The following is a 15,065-nucleotide window of genomic DNA, read 5'->3' on the forward strand; positions in this document are numbered from 1 at the left end:
CGATGGCCCGGATCCAACTCAAGAACGTGTCGAAGCGCTGGACCAATTTCGTCGGCGTCAAGGAGTTCAGCCTCGATATCCCCGACCAGGAGTTCCTGGTGCTGCTCGGCCCATCCGGCTGCGGCAAGACCACCACTATGCGAATGATCGCCGGGCTCGAGGACGTCAGCGACGGCGAGATCTGGATCGGCGATCGGCTGGTCAACAAGCTGGAACCCAAGGATCGCGACATCTCGATGGTGTTCCAGAGCTACGGGCTCTACCCCAACATGACGGTGTATGAGAACATCCGCTTCCCGCTGAAGGTACGGAAGGTGCCGCAGGAGCAGCACCACGAGCGGGTGATGCGGGCCTCGAAGATGGTCGAGCTCGACGAGTTCCTCGAGCGCCGCCCCGCCGCCCTCTCGGGCGGGCAGCGGCAGCGCGTGGCGCTGGCTCGCGCCATCGTGCGCGAACCTAACGCTTTCCTGATGGATGAACCGCTCAGCAACCTCGACGCCAAGCTGCGTGTCTCGACCCGGGCGCAGATCAAGAACCTGCACCACACGCTGAAGACCACCACCATTTACGTGACGCACGACCAGATCGAAGCGATGACCCTGGCCGACCGTGTCGTGGTGATGAGCCGCGGCGTGGTGCAGCAGGTGGGAACGCCCATGCAGATCTACGATCGGCCGGCCAATACTTTCGTTGCCGGCTTCATCGGCTCGCCGGCGATGAACCTTGTGCAGGGCGACATCGCCGACGGCGTGTTCCGTGGCGAGAACATCGAGGTCGCCGGCCTGCCCCGCGCGGCAAAGGGACCAGTGACGCTGGGCTTTCGTGCCGAAGATGCGACGCTCGCGAGCGAAGGCGGCAACGTCGCGACGCCGATCTACTCGGTAGAGCTGCTGGGCGAAGCCACGATGATTTCGATGCGGGCCGGCGGCGAGTTGGTGTCGATCAAGACCGCCAAGGACTATCGCGCCCAGATCGGCGACGTGGTGCGAGCCAACATCGCGCCGGGCGCTTGCCACCTGTTCGACCGCACCAGCGGTGAGCGCATCGAGGCGGCCGCCTGATGGGCGACAAGCCGACCGCTGCCGAACTCGCAGAAGCTGCTAAGAAGCTGGGCATCACCATTGCTGCCGATGCGCAACCGGCTGTGCTTGCCGGAGCGCGCTGGCTGGCGGATTGCGTGGCCCTGTTGCGGAAATCGGACCTCGTGCGTTGAGTGCTGCTGACTGTTCGATCGATGTTGCCGGCGCACGCCTGCGCGACGGCTCGCTGAGCGCGCTGGCGCTGGCCGAGGCGTACCTGGCGCGGATCAAGGCGCGCGACCCGCTGTACAACGCGTTCATCACCGTGGCGGCTGACCGGGCGCTCGAGGATGCAGCGCGCGCCGATCGCGAGTTGAGCGAGGGCGTCGATCGCGGCCCGCTGCATGGCATCCCTATCGGCCTGAAGGACCTGATCGACACGGCAGGCATTCGCACCACCGCCGGATCGCTGCTGTTCGAGACGCACATCCCGGCGAAGGACGCCGCCGTGGCCGCGCGGCTCCAAGAGGCCGGCGCGGTCCTGATCGGCAAGCTGATGACCTACGAGTTCGCGCTGGTGGGCCCAAGCTTCGACCTGCCTTTTCCAGCCTCGCGCAACCCGTGGAACACCGATCACATCACCGGGGGGTCGTCCTCAGGCTCGGCAGCCGCCGTGGCCGGCGGCCTGCTGCGCACCAGCATCGGCACCGATACCGGGGGCTCGATTCGCAGCCCCGCGAGCTATTGCGGCGTGGTGGGCCTGAAACCCACATACGACCGCGTGTCTCGCGCCGGCATCTTCCCGCTATCCTCGACGCTCGACCATGTCGGGCCGATCAGCGCAACGGTCGCCGAGGCGGCCCTAACGCTTGATGCGATCGCTGCCGGCACGGGTGCGGCATCGCGGATCGGCGAAAGCATCGAGGGCCGGCGGATTGCCTATGCGCGGGATTGGTTCGCCGGCGACCCCGAAACCAACCCGGCGGTGATCGCGGCGATGGACGATGCGGCGTCGGCGCTATCCCTGCTCGGCGCCCGGATCGAGGAGGTGAAGCTACCCGATTACGCGCTCTACGAGGCGGCGGGCGCGGTGATCATCCAAGCCGAGGCACTGGCGTTGCACACCGAGCTGCTGCGAACCCGACAGGACGAGTACGGTGTGGTCGCCCGGCGCAACCTGCTCACCGGCCTGACGCTGAGCGCACAGGACGTCGCGCTCGCCCGGCAGGCCGCAGAGGAGCTGGCACGCCGGCTGCAGGCCGAGGTGTTCGGGCGCTTCGATGCGCTGGTGACCGCCAACACGCTCACTCCCGCGCTGCCCTTCTCGGCCTTTGACGGCGAGACCGCGATATGGACGCATATGCGGACCCTGCCGTTCAACCTGACGCGAAACCCGGTGCTGGCGCTACCCATCGGCTTTGCCTCGGGCCTGCCGCTCGGCATGCAGGTCGTCGGCCGGCTGGGGGACGAGGCTGGAGTCTGCGCCATCGGTCACGCGTTCGAGCGGGCTACCGACTACTCGGTGCAACGCCCTCCCCTAACGTCTGAATTCAGTTTACAGCCTGCCTGACGTAAGCTGCACCTTTACTTCATTGCATACGTATGCAACGATGACGTAACAACTCAAGAAGCAGTCTGGGAGCGGGCAATGGCGCGTTGGTTGAAGCAAAGCAAGACGGTCGAGGAGCGCGCCGAGGCCAACAAGCAGGTTCGCCTGACGGTTGAGACCATCCTCGCCGACATCGAGAAGCGTGGTGACGAGGCGGTGCGCGAACTCAGTCGAAAGTTCGACGGCTGGGACCGGCCGGACTATCGGCTGAGCAAGGCCGAGATCGACGCCTGCATCGCGCAGCTGAGCGACCAGGACCTTGCCGATATCAGCTTCGCCCAGACCCAGGTGCGCAACTTCGCGCAAAAGCAGAAGGACACCATGCTGCCGCTGCAGGTGGAGACGCTGCCCGGCGTCACGCTCGGCCACAAGCACGTGCCGATCTCCGCCGTGGGCTGCTACGTGCCTGGCGGCAAGTATCCCCTGCTCGCCTCGGCCCATATGTCCGTGCTGACTGCCAAGGTCGCCGGCTGCGGCCGCGTCATAACCTCAGCCCCGCCATTCAACGGCAAGGCCGCGCCGGCCATCGTCGCGGCCCAGCACATGGCCGGCGCCGATGAGATCTACGTGCTCGGTGGCATTCAGGCCGTCGGCGCCATGGCGATCGGCACCGAAAGCATCGAGCCGGTCGACATGCTGGTCGGCCCCGGCAATGCCTATGTGGCCGAAGCCAAGCGCCAGCTGTTCGGCCGCGTCGGCATCGACTTGTTCGCCGGCCCCACCGAGACGCTGGTGATCGCCGACGAGACCGTCGATGGTGAACTCTGCGCCACGGACCTGCTCGGCCAGGCCGAGCACGGCCCCACCAGCCCGGCAATCCTGCTCACCAACTCCGAAAAGCTGGCGCGCGAGACGATGGACTATGTCGAGCGGCTGCTGAAGATCCTGCCGACCGGCGAAGTGGCGCGGCAGTCCTGGCTGGATTTCGGTGAGGTCATCGTCAGCGACAGCTATGAGGAGATGGTCCAGGTCGCCGATCGCATCGCCTCCGAGCACGTGCAGGTGATGACCGACCGCGACCTGTGGTTCCGCGACACGCTACAGAACTATGGCGCGCTGTTCCTCGGGCCGCGTACCAATGTCGCCTATGGCGACAAGGTCATCGGCACCAACCATACGCTGCCCACCATGAAAGCCGCCCGATACACGGGGGGGCTGTGGGTCGGCAAGTTCCTCAAGACCTGCACCTGGCAGATCGTCGAGACCGACGAAGCCTCGGCCATGGTCGGCGAATACGCGTCGCGCCTGTCAATGCTCGAAGGCTTTGCCGGCCACGCCGAGCAGGGCAACATCCGCGTCCGCCGTTATGGCGGGCGGAACGTCCCCTACGGCACGGCTGCCAGCCCCAAGGCGGCCGCCGAGTGACATGAGCGTGCCGCGCACCCCCAGCATCCGGCTCGACGGCAAGCGCGCCCTGGTGACCGGCGGGACGCGCGGTATCGGGCTTGGTGCGGCGGCGGCGCTGGCCGAAGCGGGCGCCGCAGTGACGATCACCGCGCGCACCGCAACCGACGTCGAAGCGGTCGTGGCCGAGATGCGGAGCGCTGGCCTTGCCGTGACGGGCACGGCGCTTGATGTGACCGACACTTCGGCGGTCGAGGCGCTGGTCGCCGGCGAAGCACCATTCGACATCCTGGTGAACAGTGCCGGGGGCGCGCGCCACGGCGATTTCCTCGCTGTCTCGGAATCCGACTACAACGCGGTGGTCGATCTCAACCTCAAGGCGCTGCTGTTCGTCTCGCAGGCGGTGGCGCGGCGGCTGGTCGAAACCGGTCGGCCGGGCTCGATCATCCATATCTCCTCGCAGATGGGCCATGTGTCGGCGCCGCGCCGGGCCGTCTATTCCGCCACCAAGTTTGCGGTGGAAGGCCTCAGCAAGGGCATGGCCATCGAGCTGGGAGCACACAATATTCGCGTCAACACGATCTGCCCGACCTTCATCGAAACCGAAATGACGGCGAGAAACCTGAGCGATCCGGATTTTCGCAGCTGGGTACTGGGCAAGATCAAGCTGGGGCGGCTGGGGCGGATCGAGGACATCATGGGGCCGGTGGTGTTTCTCGCCTCCGACTGGGCGGCGATGATCACGGGTTCCGCATTGATGGTGGATGGCGGATGGACGGCGGAGTAACCAAGAAGGCCCCCGTCACCTCGTCGCAGGTGGCCGAGCACGCGGGCGTTAGCCAGTCCGCCGTGTCGCGCACCTTCACGCCAGGCGCATCGATCTCGCCAAAAACCCGCGCCAAGGTGCTGGCCGCTGCCAAGGAACTGGGCTATCGGCCCAATGCCATTGCCCGCTCGCTGATCACCAACCGCTCGCGCATCATCGCCGTGGTCATGGCCTATCTCGAGAACCTGTTCTACCCCGACGTGCTCGAGGAACTTGGCCGCAGGCTCTCGGCCGAGAACTACCACATGCTGCTGTTCACCGGCTTCAAGGACCGCGACAGCGACCCGGTGTTCGACCAGCTAATGCAGTATCGCGTCGACGGTATCATCCTCGCGTCGACCTCGCTGAGCTCCGAACTGGCCGCCGAATGCGCCGTGGCCGGCATCCCGGTGGTGCTGTTCAACCGCACCACCGAGCGCGACGAGACCTCCTCGGTCACCACGCGGAACCGCGAAGGCGGGCGGCTGCTCGGCGAATTCCTGATCGCCGGCGGCCACACAAGTTTTGGCTATATCGCCGGGCTCGAGAACTCCTCGACCAACCGCGACCGCTTCGGCGGCTTCCGCGAGGCGCTGGCTGCGCATGGCATCACCGATATCGAGGTCCGCACCGGCAACTACTCCCGCATCGAGGCCGAGGCTGCGGCCCGTGAGCTGCTCGCCCTGCCGCGCCGGCCGGAGGCGATCTTCGTTGCCAACGACCATATGGCGGTCGCGGTGATGGACGTCGCCCGCTACGAGTTCGGGCTTTCGATCCCCGAGGACCTGTCGATCGTCGGCTATGACGATGTCGGTCCGGCCCGCTGGCCGAGCTACGGTATCACCTCGGTCACTCAGCCCATCGCTTCGATGGTCGAGGCCACGGTCGATATCCTGATGGACCAGATCCACTCCGGCGAGATCGAGCCGCAGCACAAGGTGCTGTCCGGCGAACTCATCGTGCGCACTTCCTCGCGCCTGCCCAAGGCCGGCATTGTCCAGGTCGATGGCCAACGGGTCTACCGCCCCGAGAACGCCGGATGAACCCCGCTTAGATCGCGCGCGCTGTGCATACGAATGCATCTGAAAAGGAAAGGAAATTCCAATGAGCGACTGGACCCAGGAGGCGATGGGGAAGCGCCTCGTCCGTTACGCCGACCTGAAGGGCCTGCGGAACGCCTTCATCGACGCCCGCACGCCGGGTTCGGACCGCAAGGAGAATTTCACCATCATCGGACCGGGCGTGTCCGAAAACCCAGCACAGGTGGTGCACATTCCCGAAGCCCACGGCTTCAATGTCGGCGCTGCCCGCCAGCCGTTCGGTTGCACCAACAGCCAGCATAGCCATCTCACCGCCGAAACCTTCGTGGTGCACACCGGCAAGTGGCGCTTCGTCTTCGGAGCCAACAAGGACGAGGGCTACATCGATGTCGAGCCCGGTGACGTGGCGACCGTGCCGACGCACATGTTCCGCGGCTTCGAGAAGCGCGACGAAGGTACGGGCTTCCTGTTCGTGGTGCTTGGCCACGACGATCCGGGCAAGGTGGTCTGGGCTCCATCGGTGTTCAAGATGGCCGAGGATTTCGGGCTGAAGCTGCTCAAGGGCGGTAAGCTGGTCGACACCACGCTCGGCGAAAAGGTGCCCGAGGGCGCCGAGATGGAACAGCCCCCTGATGCGACCAAGCTCAAGGAACTGGCAACGCCGCCGATGGACCAGTTGCGCAAGTATGCCATCAAGGCCGCCGACATGAAGGCCAATCCGGACTCGCCCCTAGCCGGCCCGGGGGTCGAGGAAGACGCGCTGATCGGCGACGTCGATGCCCACGACGGCTTCAAGGCCGGTCCGATCATCGGCCACTGGAAGCACGATTTTGCCCTCCGCCGGCTGAAGCTTGAAACGGGCGCGACGATCCCCGCACACTCGCGCTCGGAGCAGGAAGTGATCTTCGTGCAGTCCGGCACGCTCGAGTTCAACTGGGATGGCGGCAAGCTGATCCTCGGCGCGGGCGACACGCTGACCGTGCCGATCGGCCTCCTGCACGGCTATCGCAACCCTGCCTCGGCCGACGCCATCGCCTTCGTCATCCGCGGCGCCGCTGCTCCCGCCGCCCCGGTATTCGCCGAAAACCGCGTCGCTGCGGAATAAGTACTAGGCGGGCGCAGCGTGCCCGCCTCTCACTCCCGGGAGGACTTCATGCCGGCCATTTCTGCCGAAACGCTCGCGGTGCTGCGCCGCAACGACACGCCGACCGTCTGCAATGCCCTGGAGCATGTCATGGGCGGGCGCACCGCCGAGGGCTTCACCAAGTGCCCGACGGTCTGCGCCGACCCTGCCCTGCCGCCGATCGTCGGTTTCGCGCGGACCGCGAAGATCCGCGCCAGCTCGCCGGCGCAGAAACCGGCCGCCGAAGTGCGGGCGCTCCGCATGCGGTACTACGAGTATGTGTCGGCTGGCGAAGGCCCCAATGTCGCCGTCATCGAGGATACTGACTGGCCGCACTGCATCGGCGGCTTCTGGGGCGAGATGCAGGTGGCCCAGCACAAGGGCCTCGGCGTCGCCGGCACCCTCACGAACGGCGTGCTGCGTGACCTGGGCATGCTCGATGCCGGCTACCAGGTGATCGCCGGCTCCGTCGGCCCCAGCCACGCCTTCGTCCATGTCACCGAGCTCGACATCCCGGTGACGGTGTTCGGCATGGCGGTGAAACCGGACGACCTGATCCACGCCGACCGCCACGGTGCCGTGGTGATCCCCGGCCAGCACATCGAGAGAATCCCTGCCGCCATCGACATCGTGGTGCGCAAGGAACAGCCGATCCTGAAGGCAGCGCGCGCGCCGGGGTTCACGGTGGAGAAGCTCAAGGCGGCGTGGCTCGAGGCGGACGGAATTAAGTAGGTCGCTCGATGTAGCAGTCGGCGCACCTCGCACGCTTGGGGGTGGTTCGCCGACTGCACCCGAGAGCTTGCCCCCCTACCCCTGCATCCGATCGAGCCGCAGTTGGGCTGCCCGCCTGTGCCCTTCCAGCGTTTCGGACTTGCTCTGCCGAGCCGCCGGCGGCGCCACGGCCTTCACCCCGCGTTCGTCGAGCCACTGATGGGTAGCGATCTTCGCATAGGCGCCGACCCAAAGCCCGCCGGTGTAACGCCCTGCCCCCATGGTCGGCAGCGTATGGTTGGTGCCTACGCATTTGTCGGAATAGACCACGCTCGCAAGCTGGCCAATGAACAGTGAGCCGTAATTGCGGAGCTTCTTGGCCATCGCCTGCGGGTCGGCGGTGTGCACCTGAAGGTGCTCGGCGGCGACAAAATCGGAATAGGCGATCAGCGCCGCTTCATCCTCACAAACGACGATCTCGCCATAGTCCTTCCATGCGACGCCCGCCACCGGCGCGGTCGAGAGGGTCTCGAGCTGGCGTTCGACTTCCTTGAGCGTCGCCTCGGCCAACGCCCGGTCGGTGGTGATCAGCCCGACGCGGGTGCGCACGTCGTGCTCCGCCTGCGCCAGCATGTCGGTCGCGATCATTTCGGCATCGCCGGTCGAGTCAGCGACGATGAATATCTCGGAGGGACCAGCCAGCTGGTCGATTCCGACTGGGCCGAAGACCTGACGCTTGGCCTCGTTGACGAAAGCATTGCCCGGCCCGACGATCTTGTTCACCGCTGGCACGGTCTCGGTACCGTAGGCCATGGCCGCGATGGCCTGCGCGCCGCCGATACGGAAGATGCGGTCGGCGCCGGAGAGATGGCAACCGGCGATCATCGCCTTGTGCGCGTTGGGTGGCAGACAGGCGATAACCTCGTCGACGCCGGCGACCTTGGCCGGCACGATGGTCATGATCGGGGCGGAAAGCAGCGGATAGCGACCGCCCGGAACGTAGCAGCCGACCCGCTCGATCGGGATGACGCGATGACCAAGGTGCACGCCGGGCAGCGTTTCGACCTCCAGCGGCAGGATGGTTGCAAGTTGCGCCTCGGCGAAGCGGCGCACATTGGCGATGGCGAACTCGGTATCGGCTCGGGTCTGCGGGTCGAGCTCCGCAAGCGCGGCTTCACGCTCCTCCGGCGTCACCTCGAAGACGGTGACATCGGCCTTGTCGAACTTGAGGCTGTAGTCGCGGATCGCCTTGTCACCCTCTGCCCGGACGGTCTTGAGGATTTCGGCCACCAGCGCTTCGACCGGCGCGTTATCGCTGACCTGATCGCGGGATGGCGCCTTGACGTAGCTTATGCCAGCGGGAGCGCGGGTTGAATCGGACATGGGACAGCGGCCTCCAGATGAAGGTGGGAGCGAGGTTTCGTGGGCGTTTCGAGCACTAACGGCTCGTCGCAGAAACCACTTGCATACGTATGCAGTTTTTGCCAGTGTTTTCTTCGCGGACGCCGTTCGGTCTTTCGTAGGCCTCGCAACCGGCCACTCCCCGCCCCGGAAAAACAGATGCCGACGGCAGTGCGCCAGAGTCCCGAGATTCACCGCGACCCCAAGTTGCCGCAGCGCCGCCTCAGGTTTGCGGCTAGGATGAACGGATGCTGACGACAGCCGGCGCGCCCCTGCTGATGTTGCCTGGAACGCTGTGCGACGAGCGGGTGTTCGCCGCAGCGACGTCGACGCTGCGCCGGCAGCGCTACACAGTAGAGATGGCAGGCGAATTGAGCGCCCCACAGATGGCCCGGCGCGTGCTCGAACTGGCGCCGAGGCGCTTTGCCCTGCTCGGCTTTTCGCTCGGCGCAATTGTCGGGCTCGAGGTGGTGGCCCAGGCACCCGAACGGGTTGAGCGGATCGCCCTGCTCGGCTGCAACGCCCGCGCCATGCCGGACGAACGGGCCGCAGGCCGCCGCGCGGCAGTGACAGACGCGGCACAACGGGGAACGGCGAGCTACATCGCCGAGGTCTGGGATGCCTCGGTGCCCGCCTGGCGGCGCGACGACGCGGGGCTGCGGGCCGAGTTGGAGGCAATGGCTGCCAGTACCCTGCTCGCGAGCTTCGAGGAGCAGGTGGAGATATCGATCAACCGCGTCGACCACCGACCGGGCCTCGCCGCCATTACCGTGCCGGCGCTCGTCGCCTGTGGCGCGGAGGATCGCGTCTGCCCGCCCGAACTCAGCCGCGAAATCGCCAACGGCATTGCCGGCTCCCGCCTCGCCATTGTCGAGCGCGCTGGCCACTACCTGACCCTCGATCAACCGGAAATCACCGCGCAGCTGCTGGCCGAATGGCTGGCCGCTCCCGCCCAACCGAACAGCATCGCCTCCAAGGAGTTCTCATGAGCGACGACGACAAGGCCAAGACCGCCCGCATTGCCCGCATCGATACCCCCAAGGAACAGGTGCTGCAGGTGGAGCGGCGCGACTATCCGGAACTAGCGCCGACCGACCGACCGCGCAGCCAGTCGCTCGACGGTTTCGACGAGGTCTATACCGACATCGTCGACTACATCGTGCGCTGTACCCACAAGATCTGGGATGAGCGCGATATCGGGCTGATCTACACCCATTACACCCATAACTGCGTGCTCTACGGCACCATGGGCACGATCTACAACCGCGAGGACGTGGTGCGCGACACCATCCAGCGGCTGGTCAGCTTCCCGGAGCGCCGCGGCATGGCCACGCAGGTGATCTGGAACGGCAACGACAAGGACGGGTTCTACACCTCGCACCTCGTCACCGGCTCGGGCCGCCACACCCAGTTCGGCCATCTCGGCCAGCCCACCGGCCGGCCGTTCGTATCACGGACCATCGCCGACTGCATGATCCTGAGGAACAAGATCTACCGCGAGTGGGTGGTGGCGGACACCGCGGCGATCATCCGCCAGCTCGGGCTCGACCTCGACGCCTTCGCGCTACGCTTTGCCAAGTCAGCGCTCGACCGCGGCCAGACCAACCTCGATATCGGCGAGAACCGGCGCCTGCTCGGCCAGTATCCGCCGGAGACCGAGGCCGACACCTCGATCGCCAACAACGACCTCGAGGCCGAGACGCTGCGCTGGACCCACGAGGTGTTCAACAAGCGCATGTTCGGCAAGATCAGCGAGGTCTATGCCCCGACCGTGCAGTATCACGGCCCCAACATGAAGGAGCTCTACGGCGTCGCCGCGGTGATCCACCAGCATCTGGGACTGGTCGGCTCGCTGCCCGACGCCGCCTATATGCCGCAATTTATCTGCTCGGTGCCGAGCGAAGAGGGCGGCACCAAGGTCGCCGTGCGCTGGATCATCGAGGGCCACCACCTCGGCTACGGCATCCTCGAAAGCCTCGGCGAGCACCCGACCGGCAAGCGCGTCCAGGTGATGGGCATGACCCACTACCATTACAAGAACGGCAAGATCGTCGACGAGTGGACCGTTTATGACGAGCTGAGCCTGTTGACCCAGGTGAAGCTGGCGCAGCTGACCGACGCCCCTGCGGCCGAGTAAGGCTTCGGGATAAAGCTTGGCGCGAGGGCGTTACCCGCCTCGCGCCAAGCTAATGCGCAGTCCCGGGAATAACGGCCTTCTGGCGCTCAGCGATACGACAGGCTCCATTCCGACCCTGAGGCGAACGAGGCCGGTGTGTCACTGGAGGGAAGTGGCGGAGAGGATGGGATTCGAACCCACGAGACCCTTTAGAGGTCTGCGCCCTTAGCAGGGGCGTGCCTTCGACCACTCGGCCACCTCTCCGTCGGAGGGTCTGATAGGGGCAATCGTCCGGGCGGGCAAGGGGTTTTTCGGGGGCAACCGCGACGCAATAAATGACCGGTACGCTGCAAGTGATGCAGAAGTGCCGCGCCGGCTGTGGCGTCACGATACTTGCTGAAGTTTGCCTTTGATTTGACCAGAGGCTGCGCAACGATGGCCGCAGTTGCCGCAATCGGGGAGTTCTCCTCGATTCGAGCGGACCGGATGGGCAATCTTTGCGGAGGATGACCCCATGGCCTGGTTGCATAAGCTGACAAGCATCGCAACTGTGTGTACGGCACTAGGCGCAGGCCCGGTGGCGGCGCAGCAGGCGTTGCCGGCGTTGATCGAAGGGGTGTGGCTGACAACGGCGCAGACAGAGCTGACGATTGTCGCCTGCCCTTCGGGCTATTGCGGCCATATCAGCAAGATCGTGATCCCCGAGGCGATCCGGGAAAAGTACGGCGATCAGCTGGAATCGATTGATCCGGCAGCCTTTACCGACGCCAACAACAAGGATCCGGCTTTGCAGGGGCGGCCGATCCAGGGGCTGCAGATTTTGGCGCTGCGGCAGACCGGCAACCCGATGTTCTATGAGGGTGAGATCTACAATCCCGAGGACGGCAACATCTACTCGGGGTCGGTCGAGGTACTGTCGGCCGACCTGATCCGGCTCAAGGGGTGCGTGCTTTATGTGCTGTGCCAAGAGCAGGATTGGTCGCGGGTGCCGCTGGAAGTTGTGCCTGAGTAGTTGTCGCTTCGTCCTGGATCGCTCCTCGCTCCGCTCGGAGCGCTACACTTCGTTGCGCGGTACCCCTCATCCGGCGCTGCGCGCCACCTCGCGGCGAGGGCGTTCGCCCTCGTCCGCTGACCTCAAGGTGAGAAGGCAGAATGGTGGCTATCGCAGCCATGGGTGATCGCCCCGTCAAAGGGAGCGTGCCCGCTGGCGGTTGGGGCTGGACCCGGCCACAAGCTCGATGCCCACCTCCCCCTTGACGGGGGAGGCAAGCGAAGCTTGGGACCGATAGCGAGCCAGCGGAGCTCGGAGGGGTGGGCGGAGGCACGGTGCTTGTGGCCGCGCCCCACAGCGCCTTGGCTCAGCGCTGGTTGAACAGGATACGCTGGGCTTCCTTGTCGGTGGCGGCGCTGATCTGCTGGCTCGGCTCGAGCGTGATGCCGAGGGCGCGCTGCACGGCCGGACGATCGGTGACGCGCTGGCGCCAGGCGGCGAAGCTCGGGAACTCGGCGATGTCGATGCCGTGATTGTCCGAGCCGCGCGACCAGTCGAAGATCGCCATGTCGGCGATCGAATAGTCACCGGCGACATAGTCCTTCCCGAGTTCGGCCTGCTTCTTCAGCTGGGTGTCGAGCACGCGATAAAGGCGGTGGCTCTCATCCTGGTAGCGCTTGATGGCGTAGGGGATTTTTTCGGGGGCGTAGCGCGAGAAGTGGTTGTTCTGCCCCAGCATCGGGCCGAAACCGCCGACCTGCCAGAACAGCCATTCGTCGATCCTGATCCGCTCGGACCAGTTCGTGCCATAGAACTTGCCGAACTTCTCGGCGAGATATTTGAGGATGGCGCCGGACTCGAAGATCGAAACCGGCTTACCCTCCGGACCCTCGGGATCGACGATCGCCGGGATCTTGTTGTTGGGCGAAATGGCGAGGAAATCGGGCTTGAACTGGTCGCCGCGGCCGATGTTGATCGGGTAGATGGCGTAGGGCAGCGCCAGCTCTTCGAGCATAATGGTGATCTTCCGGCCGTTTGGCGTGGCGGCGTAATAGAGATCGATCGGCAAGGTCTGGGTGGTCATTGGGTGAAGTCCCGGGTCTGCTGCTGAAGTGGTGACGGAACGCCACCGGACGACGAGGGCTCCATATATCGGCACCTGACGATGGAAGACAACCCGCACACAGGAATGACAACGGCGGAGCGAGCCCCGCCGTTGAAAATCAATTCTGCTATGCGCGCTGGATGCGCATATGCGGTTCACCGTCGCTGGTGCGTGCCGCCGAGATGCCGCGCAGATCCACGGTGGCGCGGACGCGCTGGCGGTAGATCGGGCCCATCAGCTCGGATTTCGACACGTTCACCGGGCGATCGAACTTAACGGTCACTTCGAAGTGGTTCATGTCGGCGAGCAGTTGTACCCCGATGACCATGCCGATGAACGGCTGGCTGAGGTAGGTGCCCTTGACGCGCTGGCCAACCTGCACCGGGCTGACCGCGCGTTCCGGCATTGCCGCTGACGCGGTGTTCCAGTCGCGATAGCCGTGGCGATGGGCGATTTCTTCCAGCGCGGCGCCCTGCCCCAGCGGGTTGCCCGCCAAAGCGCGTTCGGCGCGCAGCGCCTTGGCCTCGGCCTTGAGGGTAGCGGCACTAGGGGTATCGAGAGAGAAAGTCATGTCGGTCCTCTTCAAGAGAGGCGGATTTCTTCATGGGGCTCGCCTTGCCATGAACCGCCTCGAAGGGAGCGATCATGAGATGCGTCACGGATGATCCGCGGCTGGACTTGACCATCGGGTTTCCCCGGCGAGCGGCAGGCGCCAGCAGCACGGCGCGACATGTGGGGGATCGGGCGGGCTTTGTCAACTTTGCCGCCATTCGTGCCGGTGATGGCGAAGATCACGGTTTCTCGTTGGAGTGCCGGGCCGCGACGGGCTAGGGAGTTCCAATGACCGAGATCATGCTGTTCGTCGCCGGGCTCATTGCCGGCACCATCAACACGCTGGCGGGCGGCGGCTCGTTCGTGCTGTTCCCGGCGCTGCTGTTCGCCGGGGTGCCACCGGTGATCGCCAATGCATCGAACACCTATGCAAGCTTTCCCGGCTATGCGAGCGGCGCCGTGGGGTTCTGGCGCGAGATCGTGCAGCATCGCGACAAGCTGATCGGCTACTCCATCGTCTCGCTGGTGTTCGGCTATGTCGGGGCCGAACTGCTGCTGAGGGTTTCCAACGAGACCTTCGTGCTGGTGGTGCCATGGCTGCTGCTGTTCGCGGTGCTGCTGTTCGCCTTCGGCGGACGGATCAACAGCTATGTGCGGCAGCTGGCCGGCGGTAACGGCCGCGGGCGGCATGCCGGCGTCGTGTTGCTGTTCGCGCTGCTCGCCGGCATCTGCGTCTATGGCGGGTTCTTCAACGCCGGGCTCGGCGTGCTGCTGCTGGCGTTCCTGGCGCTTGCCGGATTCACCGATATCCACGCCATGAATGGGCTGAAGCTCTGGATCTCGACACTGGTGGCGCTGGTCTGCGTGATCCGCTTCGCGCTGTCCGGCGCCATCGACTGGTATCACGGCTCGATCGCGCTGGTCGGCGTGACCATCGGCGGCTATGTCGCGGCGCGGGTGGCCAAGCGGATCCCGACCAAGCTGATCCGCGGCCTGGTGATCGTCTACGGGATCGGGCTGACAGGCTGGTTTTTCTGGCAGGCTTACGGGGTCTAGCCGCGATCTCTCTTTCATCTCTCCCCTTGCGGGAGAGAAAGCGATTTCTTGGGCTTAGCTGTTTGGCTAAGCCTTAGAAATCGCAAGAGAGGGGATGAGGAGCCACTGTGCCTCCCCACGCCCCCCTTGCATGTTGATTTTCGCCGACTCGTAGCAGGTTCGGCGGTCCCCGGCTGGCGGCCACCAGCCAGGG

Annotated in this window: 15 protein-coding genes and 1 tRNA gene; 12 read left to right on the forward strand and 4 right to left on the reverse strand. The window is 65.4% G+C overall.

Going from position 1 to position 15,065, the window contains the following annotated elements; all coding sequences use genetic code 11:
• Window positions 1-2: 2 nt before the first annotated feature.
• The 8 genes from AC1ROK_RS12705 to AC1ROK_RS12740 all read left to right on the forward strand — a co-directional run bounded on the left by AC1ROK_RS12705 (window position 3) and on the right by AC1ROK_RS12740 (window position 7,672).
• On the forward strand, window positions 3-1,061 hold the full coding sequence (locus tag AC1ROK_RS12705) for an ABC transporter ATP-binding protein (RefSeq protein ID WP_492847346.1): 1,059 nt from the start codon (window positions 3-5) through the stop codon (window positions 1,059-1,061).
• The gene (locus AC1ROK_RS12710; protein ID WP_492847349.1) at window positions 1,061-1,213 is read left to right on the forward strand and encodes a hypothetical protein; all 153 of its coding nucleotides are present in this window, start codon (window positions 1,061-1,063) and stop codon (window positions 1,211-1,213) included. Before AC1ROK_RS12705 ends, AC1ROK_RS12710 begins: the two co-directional genes overlap by 1 nt.
• Window positions 1,210-2,589: an amidase gene (locus AC1ROK_RS12715; protein ID WP_492847351.1), complete on the forward strand. Its 1,380-nt coding sequence runs from the start codon at window positions 1,210-1,212 to the stop codon at window positions 2,587-2,589. Before AC1ROK_RS12710 ends, AC1ROK_RS12715 begins: the two co-directional genes overlap by 4 nt.
• A gap of 78 nt (window positions 2,590-2,667) precedes the next feature.
• A complete protein-coding gene (hisD, locus tag AC1ROK_RS12720) occupies window positions 2,668-3,993 on the forward strand; it encodes a histidinol dehydrogenase (protein ID WP_492847353.1) in 1,326 nt (441 codons plus the stop codon).
• Between the two features lies 1 nt (window position 3,994).
• The gene (locus tag AC1ROK_RS12725; protein ID WP_492847356.1) at window positions 3,995-4,759 is read left to right on the forward strand and encodes an SDR family NAD(P)-dependent oxidoreductase; all 765 of its coding nucleotides are present in this window, start codon (window positions 3,995-3,997) and stop codon (window positions 4,757-4,759) included.
• A complete protein-coding gene (locus AC1ROK_RS12730; protein WP_492847359.1) occupies window positions 4,744-5,820 on the forward strand; it encodes a LacI family DNA-binding transcriptional regulator in 1,077 nt (358 codons plus the stop codon). Before AC1ROK_RS12725 ends, AC1ROK_RS12730 begins: the two co-directional genes overlap by 16 nt.
• Before the next feature lie 61 nt (window positions 5,821-5,881).
• Entirely contained in the window at window positions 5,882-6,922 is a 1,041-nt protein-coding gene (locus tag AC1ROK_RS12735) for a cupin domain-containing protein (protein ID WP_492847361.1), read from the forward strand.
• Window positions 6,923-6,970: 48 nt separating this feature from the next.
• On the forward strand, window positions 6,971-7,672 hold the full coding sequence (locus AC1ROK_RS12740) for an RraA family protein (RefSeq protein WP_492847363.1): 702 nt from the start codon (window positions 6,971-6,973) through the stop codon (window positions 7,670-7,672).
• A gap of 75 nt (window positions 7,673-7,747) precedes the next feature.
• Here AC1ROK_RS12740 and hisD (AC1ROK_RS12745) read toward each other — a convergent pair whose 3' ends face one another.
• A complete protein-coding gene (hisD, locus tag AC1ROK_RS12745) occupies window positions 7,748-9,034 on the reverse strand; it encodes a histidinol dehydrogenase (RefSeq protein ID WP_492847365.1) in 1,287 nt (428 codons plus the stop codon).
• 266 nt (window positions 9,035-9,300) lie between these two features.
• On the opposite strand from hisD (AC1ROK_RS12745), the gene AC1ROK_RS12750 reads away from it, so the two are divergent.
• Window positions 9,301-10,041 (forward strand): alpha/beta fold hydrolase, encoded by a 741-nt coding sequence (locus tag AC1ROK_RS12750; RefSeq protein WP_492847367.1) that lies wholly within the window; start codon window positions 9,301-9,303, stop codon window positions 10,039-10,041.
• A complete protein-coding gene (locus AC1ROK_RS12755) occupies window positions 10,038-11,189 on the forward strand; it encodes a nuclear transport factor 2 family protein (protein WP_492847368.1) in 1,152 nt (383 codons plus the stop codon). Before AC1ROK_RS12750 ends, AC1ROK_RS12755 begins: the two co-directional genes overlap by 4 nt.
• Before the next feature lie 152 nt (window positions 11,190-11,341).
• On the opposite strand, the gene AC1ROK_RS12760 is transcribed toward AC1ROK_RS12755, so the two are convergent.
• Window positions 11,342-11,432, reverse strand: a tRNA-Ser gene (locus tag AC1ROK_RS12760).
• Between the two features lie 313 nt (window positions 11,433-11,745).
• Here AC1ROK_RS12760 and AC1ROK_RS12765 point away from each other — a divergent pair.
• Window positions 11,746-12,180 carry a DUF2147 domain-containing protein gene (locus AC1ROK_RS12765; RefSeq protein ID WP_492847370.1) on the forward strand — a complete coding sequence of 145 codons (435 nt, stop codon included), beginning with the start codon at window positions 11,746-11,748 and terminating at the stop codon, window positions 12,178-12,180.
• A 346-nt stretch (window positions 12,181-12,526) separates the two neighbouring features.
• Here the strand turns inward: AC1ROK_RS12765 and AC1ROK_RS12770 are convergent, their stop codons facing one another.
• Both AC1ROK_RS12770 and AC1ROK_RS12775 read right to left on the reverse strand, forming a co-directional pair.
• A complete protein-coding gene (locus AC1ROK_RS12770; protein WP_492847372.1) occupies window positions 12,527-13,243 on the reverse strand; it encodes a glutathione S-transferase N-terminal domain-containing protein in 717 nt (238 codons plus the stop codon).
• 148 nt (window positions 13,244-13,391) lie between these two features.
• Window positions 13,392-13,835 carry a glyoxalase superfamily protein gene (locus tag AC1ROK_RS12775; RefSeq protein ID WP_492847374.1) on the reverse strand — a complete coding sequence of 148 codons (444 nt, stop codon included), beginning with the start codon at window positions 13,833-13,835 and terminating at the stop codon, window positions 13,392-13,394.
• Window positions 13,836-14,104: 269 nt separating this feature from the next.
• Here AC1ROK_RS12775 and AC1ROK_RS12780 point away from each other — a divergent pair, with 269 nt between their 5' ends.
• Window positions 14,105-14,872, forward strand: a complete 768-nt coding sequence (locus AC1ROK_RS12780; protein ID WP_492847376.1) for a sulfite exporter TauE/SafE family protein — start codon at window positions 14,105-14,107, stop codon at window positions 14,870-14,872.
• Window positions 14,873-15,065 lie beyond the last annotated feature (193 nt).

Source organism: Devosia sp. GW821-FHT12F11 (assembly GCF_058806655.1).